The 7,235-nt window shown below is 65.5% G+C and carries 8 protein-coding genes and 1 pseudogene; 1 reads left to right on the plus strand and 8 read right to left on the minus strand.

Annotated features, from left to right (window positions below; all coding sequences use genetic code 11):
- Together JOZ79_RS06250 and JOZ79_RS06255 are read right to left on the minus strand one after the other, a co-directional pair.
- The coding region (locus tag JOZ79_RS06250) for a glycoside hydrolase family 16 protein (RefSeq protein WP_294072088.1) at positions 1–740 on the minus strand (740 nt) is incomplete at its 3' end.
- 1 nt (position 741) lies between these two features.
- Positions 742–1,173 carry a DUF488 domain-containing protein gene (locus JOZ79_RS06255; protein WP_294072091.1) on the minus strand — a complete coding sequence of 144 codons (432 nt, stop codon included), beginning with the start codon at positions 1,171–1,173 and terminating at the stop codon, positions 742–744.
- Between the two features lie 42 nt (positions 1,174–1,215).
- Here JOZ79_RS06255 and trmFO point away from each other — a divergent pair, with 42 nt between their 5' ends.
- Positions 1,216–2,568, plus strand: a complete 1,353-nt coding sequence (trmFO, locus tag JOZ79_RS06260; RefSeq protein ID WP_294072093.1) for a methylenetetrahydrofolate--tRNA-(uracil(54)-C(5))-methyltransferase (FADH(2)-oxidizing) TrmFO — start codon at positions 1,216–1,218, stop codon at positions 2,566–2,568.
- Here trmFO and JOZ79_RS06265 read toward each other — a convergent pair.
- The 6 genes and pseudogenes from JOZ79_RS06265 to eno all read right to left on the minus strand — a co-directional run.
- Positions 2,565–3,011: an EF-hand domain-containing protein gene (locus JOZ79_RS06265; RefSeq protein ID WP_294072096.1), complete on the minus strand. Its 447-nt coding sequence runs from the start codon at positions 3,009–3,011 to the stop codon at positions 2,565–2,567. The genes trmFO and JOZ79_RS06265 overlap by 4 nt on opposite strands.
- Before the next feature lie 63 nt (positions 3,012–3,074).
- On the minus strand, positions 3,075–3,758 hold the full coding sequence (locus JOZ79_RS06270; RefSeq protein ID WP_366514797.1) for a squalene/phytoene synthase family protein: 684 nt from the start codon (positions 3,756–3,758) through the stop codon (positions 3,075–3,077).
- Positions 3,751–5,175, minus strand: a complete 1,425-nt coding sequence (locus JOZ79_RS06275) for a pyruvate dehydrogenase complex E1 component subunit beta (RefSeq protein WP_294072101.1) — start codon at positions 5,173–5,175, stop codon at positions 3,751–3,753. Before JOZ79_RS06275 ends, JOZ79_RS06270 begins: the two co-directional genes overlap by 8 nt.
- Positions 5,175–6,239: a pyruvate dehydrogenase (acetyl-transferring) E1 component subunit alpha gene (gene pdhA / locus JOZ79_RS06280; RefSeq protein WP_294072104.1), complete on the minus strand. Its 1,065-nt coding sequence runs from the start codon at positions 6,237–6,239 to the stop codon at positions 5,175–5,177. The genes JOZ79_RS06275 and pdhA overlap by 1 nt, the downstream gene beginning before the upstream one ends.
- 86 nt (positions 6,240–6,325) lie before the next feature.
- Positions 6,326–6,637 (minus strand): septum formation initiator family protein, encoded by a 312-nt coding sequence (locus JOZ79_RS06285; protein ID WP_294072107.1) that lies wholly within the window; start codon positions 6,635–6,637, stop codon positions 6,326–6,328.
- Positions 6,638–6,699: 62 nt separating this feature from the next.
- A pseudogene (eno, locus tag JOZ79_RS06290) lies at positions 6,700–7,235 on the minus strand (phosphopyruvate hydratase); the annotation flags it as partial.

The raw sequence follows: 7,235 nt of genomic DNA on the forward strand, positions 1-7,235 counted from the left end.
CCTCCGAGAGCGAGGTTCAGGATCATGTAGAAAGGCGTCGTGAACGGCCAGGCGCCACGGCCCCCAGGCTGGTCGTCCCGGACCTGCATATAGGCGTGGTCGTCGACGCCGATGGTGATGGCGTGCGGCTGCCAGTCCATCTGGTAGCGGTGGAACGCCTCGCAGCTGGTCGCGACCGGATATTCGGCGCCGCGGCCAGTGTGGATCTGGTGATTGAACAGTCGGGTGTGCAGAGTGCCATGAACGACGTGCGGCTGCGACCCGACATGCTCCATGATGTCGATCTCGCCGCCATTGGGCCAGGGTTCGCTGCCCTCCGGCATCATCCAGATCGCCGGCCATGTCCCTTCAGTGCACGGCAGCTTCGCTCGCACCTCCACGAAGCCGTACCGGAAGTCGGCCTTGCTTCTGCTGAAGATCTTTGCCGAGGTGTAGTGCTGGCCGCCCCAGTCCGGCCGCTTGCTCAGCGCATCGCCATCCTCGCGCGCCTCGATGACGAGGACGCCGTTCTCGATCCTCAGGTTTTCGGGACGGCCCGCGGAATAATATTCGAGCTCGCCGTTGAACCAGCCCTTCTTGTTGAAGGCCGTGTCATATGACCATTTCGACAGATCGAGCGCTGGTCCGCTGAACTCGTCGGACCAGCTGGGAGCGCCGGGGGGCGCGTGCATCGGCGCGCTGACGGCAAAATTGTTGGCCGACAGGGTCTGTGCGGCGGCGGCGAGCGCTAGGATCATCATGTCAGGCGTAGAGATGCACGATTTCGGCGCCCTGCGCGATAGCATCGAGGAGCAACTGGCGATGGCAGTGCGCCGGCTCCCGCTCGAAGCAGAGCAGCGCGCTCGGCATCTCCTGCGCAAGTTCGAGCATCTGTGCGCCCTGGGCCATCGCCTCGGGCAGTTCGAGCTGGCCGGCGTAGATGCGCTCGAGGTCCGCGTGGCGCCCCGCCCGGGCGGCTGCCCTGCCCTCGGCCGGCGTTCCCAGCGCCTTCAGATGCACATAGTCGATGCCCGCCTCGCCGAGCGCCGCCCGCAGCGGCGACTTGGAAAATCCGGGCCGGCGCGACAGCGGCAGGGCGCGCACGTCGATCACTCGCTTCACGTCCGCCTGGGTCAAAGCGGCGATGAACTCGGGCATCGTCGTCGCTTCATAACCGATCGTGAAGATGCGCATGCCGCTGGATAGCGCGAAGCCGCGCGACTAACAGCCCTTCTCATGTCCTTCGACGTGCAGATCATCGGCGGCGGCCTCGCCGGCTCGGAGGCCGCCTGGCAACTGGCGCAGGCGGGCCTCGCGGTCCGATTGAGCGAAATGCGAGGCGGCGGCGATACGACGCCCGCGCATGAGAGCGACCGCCTGGCCGAGATGGTCTGCTCCAACAGCTTCCGGTCCGACGATGCCGAGCACAATGCGGTCGGCCTGCTTCACCAGGAAATGCGCGACTTGGGGTCGCTGATCATGGCGTCCGCCGACAAGCACCGCGTTCCAGCCGGCTCCGCGCTCGCGGTCGACCGCGAGGCCTTCGCCGCCGACGTCACGCGCGCGGTCGAGCAGCACCCGCGTATCGTCGTCGTTCGCGAGCGTGTCGATACGCTCCCCGGCCATCCGACGATCATCGCCACCGGCCCGCTGACCAGTTCGACCCTCGCCCAAGCCATTGCCGCCGAGACCGGCCAGAATGCGCTCGCCTTCTTCGACGCCATCGCGCCAATCGTCCATCGCGACAGCATCGACATGGACGTCGCCTGGATGGCCGCCAGGTGGGACAAGGGTGGCAAGGATTACATCAACTGTGCACTCGACAAGGGCCAGTATGACGCCTTTGTCGCCGCCCTTAACGAGGGCGAGAAGACCGAGTTCAAGGATTGGGAGAGGGACACGCCCTACTTCGAAGGCTGCATGCCGATCGAGGTCATGGCCGAGCGTGGGCCCGAAACCTTGCGCTACGGGCCGATGAAGGCCGTCGGCCTGGACAATCCCCACGCGGCAACGCCGGAACATCCCGCCGGCCGCTGGCCTTATGCCGTTGTTCAACTCCGGCAGGACAACAGGCTCGGGACTCTCTGGAACATGGTCGGCTTTCAGACCAAGCTGAAGCATGGCGAGCAAGTTCGCATCTTCCGCACCATCCCCGGTCTCGAAAAGGCCGAGTTCGCGCGGCTTGGCGGCATCCACCGCAACAGCTTTATCAATTCGCCCAGCCTACTGGACCGACAACTTCGCTTGAAGTCGAAGCCTTGCATCCGCTTCGCCGGGCAGATCACCGGTTGTGAAGGCTATGTCGAAAGCGCCGCCATCGGGCTCATCGCCGCGCGCTTCGCGGCGGCGGAGCTCCGCGGGGACGCTCTGCCTCCGCCGCCACCCGAAACCGCGCTAGGCGCCCTTCTCGGCCACATAACGGGGGGAGCCGAGGTGGAGACCTTCCAGCCGATGAACGTGAATTTCGGCCTGATGCCGCCCCCGCCAGGCCGCGCCCGCAAGGCCGACCGCAAGAAGGCCTATACGGACCGCGCGCGGTCAGCTTTCGGCGGATGGCTGGACGCGATCCGAGCGTCCGAACCCGCCTAGCAGCTGCACCTCTTGTGCTTTGGCGGCGGCGGGGCGGTCGTCGCATATTCGGCATCGCTCAGCCAGCCGTCATGGTTGGCATCGGCGCCCTGGAACTTGGTGATGGTCTTGGCCGCCCATTCCTCGAACGACAGCGAGCCGTTGCCGTTCGCGTCGAGCTTCGCGAAGGCCTTGTGGCGCGCGGCGAAGATCTCGTCGGATTCGATCTTCCCGTCCTTGTTCCGGTCGGCTCGGGAGAAGCGCTTCTCCTCACGGCTGGCGGTGGTCGCTTCGGGCGGGTCGGAGGGCACGGAGGCGGCGAGCAGCCGCACGGCGCTTGCAGGCCTTCCGGCTGGCGCCGCGGGCAGCGTCGACGTTGGCTCGGCCGCGCGCGACTGCCACAAAAGGAACGCACCGGTCAGGAAAAGAAGGGTCGCCGCAGCACCGGCGAAAAAACGCACCATCGAACACTCCCAGGAAGCAGGAGATTCGGCACGCGGCGGGTCTCCATTACGGACGTGTAGCTGTCAACCGCGCGGGAGAGTTCCTCGCAGCATATGCAGCACGGCCGCCATCCCTCGACCTGCGTCGAAATAGGGCAGATCTAGCGGTCGATTGCGGATCGCATCGTGGGCGGCCATTGCTGCAAGCGACGTCAATCGGCGCAGGAACTTGGGCGGACGCGCCGTTGGCAATTCGCGAATCGCAGCCCGCGCTTGATCGAGCAGGAACATTCGTGAGTAGATGTCGCTGCAATGCCGGGCGCCATCAACGAGCGACCACAGAGCTCCTGCCGCCTCCGCGTCGTCAGGCTCCACGCCGAGCAACCGCGCGCCGATGCCAAACAGAATTCGGCCGCGAAGCCTGAGGCCGGCGGCGGTCGTTTCACGCCACGGGAAGGGCTCGAACAAAGGAAGCCATGCATCTTCGAGCCGGGACAGCTCATGGCCGGTGATTCCTAGGTCGATTAGCTGCTCTTGAACCGCCCGAAGACGCGGTTCAGGCGGAGCATCGGTCGCGTGATCAAGATCGTCCAGCCGTTCCCGCCACCATGCCATCCTAATGGCGCCAAGCCGTGGATCGCTGCTGGACGCAACGACGTCCGCGAACGCAAGATCAATATTCCAAAGGGCCGAAAAGGCGGGTTGAAGCTTGCGAGGCAACTGCTGGAGAACGACCTTGCGATCGTCGTCCAGCTTTCGCTCAGCGATAGCAGACCTTCTTCGCCGCCTCGACGACCTCTGACGCCTTGATCAGCGCCAGTTTTTCGAGGTTCGCGGCATAGGGCAGTGGAACGTCCACGTCGGTGACGCGAAGCACCGGCGCGTCGAGGTCGTCGAAGCCTTCGGTCATCGCTACCGCCATGATCTCCGAGCTGATCGAGCAGGTCGGCCAGCCTTCCTCGACGACCACCATGCGGTTCGTGCGCTTGAGACTTTCCAGGACCGTTGCCTTGTCGAGTGGTCGCAGCGTGCGCAGGTCGATCACCTCGGCGTTGATCCCCTGCCCCATCAGTTCCTGGGCCGCCTCGAGCGCTACGCCGACGCCGATCGAGTAGCTGACGATGGTCACGTCCTTGCCCGGACGGACGATCCGCGCCTTGCCGATCGGCAGCACGTAGTCGTCGAGCCGCGGAACGTCGAAATGCTGGCCGTAAAGCAGCTCGTTCTCGAGGAACACCACGGGATCATCGCTGCGGATCGCCGCCTTGAGCAGGCCTTTGGCGTCCGCTGCGCTGTAGGGCGCGATCACCACCAGGCCGGGGACACTGGCGTACCAGGGCCCATAGTTCTGGCTGTGCTGCGCGCCGACGCGCGCCGCCGCGCCATTGGGTCCGCGGAACACGATCGGGCAACGCATCTGGCCGCCGGACATGTAGTTGGTCTTGGCGGCCGAATTGATGATGTGGTCGATCGCCTGCATCGCAAAGTTGAAGGTCATGAACTCGACGATTGGCCTCAGGCCGCCCATCGCAGCGCCCGCGCCAAGCCCGGCAAAGCCATATTCGGTAATCGGCGTGTCGACGACGCGTCGGGGCCCGAATTCCTGAAGCAGGTTCTGGGTGACCTTGTAGGCGCCCTGGTACTCGGCAACCTCCTCGCCCATCACGAAGACGCGCTCGTCCTTGCGCATCTCCTCCGCCATCGCGTCGCGAAGCGCGTCGCGGACGGTGGTGCTGACCAGCGGCGTCCCCTCGGGCACCTCGGGCGCGTCGTGCGTCTTGGCGACATCGGCGACAAGGTCGCGCGCCGCGGTGACCATCTGGTGCGGAGTCGGGGTCGCTTCGTCCTGCTGCGACGCAGGCTCCGGGACTTTCTGCGCGTCTTCCTTCGGAGCGGCCGTTTGCGTGCCGGTCTGCGAAGCCGCGGATGCCGAAACATCTTCGCCATCGCCTGCGAGAAGCGCGATCGGCTGCCCGACCTTCACGCCGTCCGTTCCTTCCGGCACCAGGATCTTCGCGATCTTGCCCTCGTCGACCGCTTCGAACTCCATGGTCGCCTTGTCGGTCTCGATTTCGGCCAGGATGTCGCCCGACTTCACGTCGTCGCCTTCCTTGACTAGCCATTTGGCGAGCGTCCCCTCCTCCATCGTCGGGGAGAGCGCGGGCATCTTGAGCTCGGTCGCCATCAATAGCTCTCCACCAGAACGTCGGTATAGAGCTCGCCCGCCTCGGGCTCCGGCGCCTCTTCGGCGAACTTGGCAGCAGCGACAACGATGTCCTTGATCTCCTTGTCGATTGCCTTGAGCTCGTCGGCGCTGACGCCCAATGCCTCAAGGTCGCGCTCGGCGTGCGTGATCGGGTCACGATGCTCGCGCATGTCCTGCACTTCCTCGCGAGTCCGGTACTTGGCCGGGTCAGACATCGAGTGGCCGCGGTAGCGATAGGTCATGAACTCGACGATGATCGGGCCCTTCCCGCTGCGCGTCCATTCAAGCGCGACCTCGGCGGCGCCGCGCACCGCGAGCACGTCCATGCCGTCGACCTGAAGGCCCGGGATGCGATGCGCCTCGCCGCGCCGGTACAGCAACGGCTCGGCCGCCGCGCGCTGCAGGCTGGTGCCCATCGCATACTGGTTGTTCTCGATCGCGTAGATGACCGGCAGGTCCCACAGCTTGGCCATGTTGAAGGCCTCGTAGACCTGTCCCTGGTTGACCGCGCCGTCGCCCATATAGGCCAGGCAGACGCCGCCGTCGTTGCTGTACTTGTGCTTCATCGCGAGGCCGGTGCCGAGCGGCACCTGCGCGCCGACGATCCCGTGACCGCCGTAGAAGCCATGGTCGACGCTGAACATGTGCATCGAGCCGCCCTTGCCCTTGGAGATGCCGGCGGCGCGGCCCGTCAGTTCAGCCATGATCACCTTCGGATCGATGCCGTAGGCGAGCATGTGGCCATGGTCGCGATAGCCGGTGATGACGCTGTCCTTGCCGACCGTCATTGCCGACTGAAGACCCACCGCGACCGCTTCCTGGCCGATGTAGAGGTGGCAGAAGCCCCCGATCAGTCCAAGCCCGTAGAGCTGCCCCGCCCGCTCCTCGAAGCGGCGGATGAGCAGCATCTCGCGATAGAATTGAAGCAGCTGGTCCTTGTCGGCGGCAAAGCGCTGCGGCTGCGGCGGGCGCTCGAATTGCGGCGCGACGGGCGATGCCGGCGACTGGCCGGGTTCAGCGGATTTCTTGGCGGAACGCGCCACGGCGACCTCTCTCCCTAGTCAGGCGGCGGGCTATAGGAGCCGGTGCGGCACGCGGCAACCGGGCGAGATCGCTTGCTCAACCGACGTCAGTCGAGCGGGACGATGACCTCGTCGGGGCGGACCAGGCCCAGGTCCTTGCGCACCAGCTCGTCCGCCATGTCGGGATCAGCCTTGCGCGGGTCGAGCAGCGCCGAATGATGGCGCAGCTGCTCGCGCTGTCGATCGAGCTGGGCGAGCTCCGTCTTCCGCGCCTCGAGCGCGCGATGGTAGCCGCCCCACGCGAGCAGGCCATTCGGGCCCGCCACCGCATGGCCGGCGAAGGTGCCGACGACGATGAGCGCCAGCGCCGGCACAGCCGACCGCCGGATTAACCCGAGACTTTTCGAAGCACCCCCCATGACGTCACCACAAGAATCACGACGCGCGTGGGAAGGCAAGGCCTATTGGATGGAATCGTGGATTAATTTGTGGATGAGCGCCCCTTGTACGCCCGGATCGCCGCAAGACCGGGAAAGCGGGCCGTCTGGCCGAGCTCTTCCTCGATGCGGAGCAGCTGGTTGTATTTCGCCGTTCGGTCCGACCGCGCCAGGCTGCCGGTCTTGATCTGCCCGCACGACAAGGCGACCGCAAGGTCCGCGATCGTCGAATCCTCGGTCTCGCCGGAACGGTGCGACATCACCGTCGTGTAGGCCGAGGTCTGCGCCAGCCGCACTGTCGCGATCGTCTCGCTCAAGGTGCCGATCTGGTTGACCTTGATCAGGATCGAATTGGCGATCTTGTGATCGATGCCCCATTGCAGCCGCTCGACATTGGTCACGAAGGCATCGTCGCCGACCAGCTGCAGGCGGTCGCCGAGCTTCTGCGTCATCGCCGTCCAACCCTCGGAATCGTCCTCGGCGACCCCGTCCTCGATCGACACGATGGGGTAATCGCGCGCCAGCTCGACGTAGAAGTCAGCCATCTGGTCCGGAGTCAGGCTCTTGCCTTCACCAGCGA

This window comes from Sphingomonas sp. (genome assembly GCF_019242355.1).
In the GTDB taxonomy this organism is placed as follows: domain Bacteria; phylum Pseudomonadota; class Alphaproteobacteria; order Sphingomonadales; family Sphingomonadaceae; genus Sphingomicrobium.